Genomic DNA, 505 nt, shown 5'->3' with positions numbered 1-505 from the left:
CTTCGACTCGTGATGGCGGATACTCCCGGCTAAGACTCAGCAGTCCCAGGCAGAGTCGGTATGCCTGCTCGGCATGGGCTTTCTCTGCCAGCCGTTCGCTAACCCAGCACAAGGTGCCCGGTCCGATGTCGGCAGCCCACTGCTTAAGACGCCCTGGCGTCCAGCGTTGCTGCTTGCTGTGACGTTCCGGCATGTGCTCAGGGAGTGTGCTCATCCCCGGGATGGTTTTACGCGGATGGCTCGCGACCAGCTGTTGCTGGTGATAGACCTGAAGCAGGGTATCGCCCGCATGGAGCTCCAGTTGCTGACCCACATACTGGTGCGGCACCGAGTAATGGTGCTGCTCATAGCTGACGTGATAGTCGATGTTGACCTTGACCGTTTTGATGGCGACATAGCGATAGGGATGCACCGGTAGTGACCCCAGTGCCGGGCGGTCCAACTGCTCAAACGCCTCGCGTCGGTTACCGGGCAGCTGCTTGAACGGGCGCTCGTTGAGCTCATT

General features: G+C 60.2%; 1 pseudogene. It reads right to left on the bottom strand.

Features of this window, described 5'->3' with window-relative positions:
• Positions 1-505: pseudogene (locus J9889_RS22850) on the bottom strand (IS21 family transposase); the annotation flags it as partial.

The sequence above is a fragment of the Aeromonas sp. PrichA-15 genome, from assembly GCF_017939245.1.
In the GTDB taxonomy this organism is placed as follows: domain Bacteria; phylum Pseudomonadota; class Gammaproteobacteria; order Enterobacterales; family Aeromonadaceae; genus Aeromonas; species Aeromonas caviae.
This window is presented reverse-complemented; position numbering and strand designations above follow the sequence as displayed.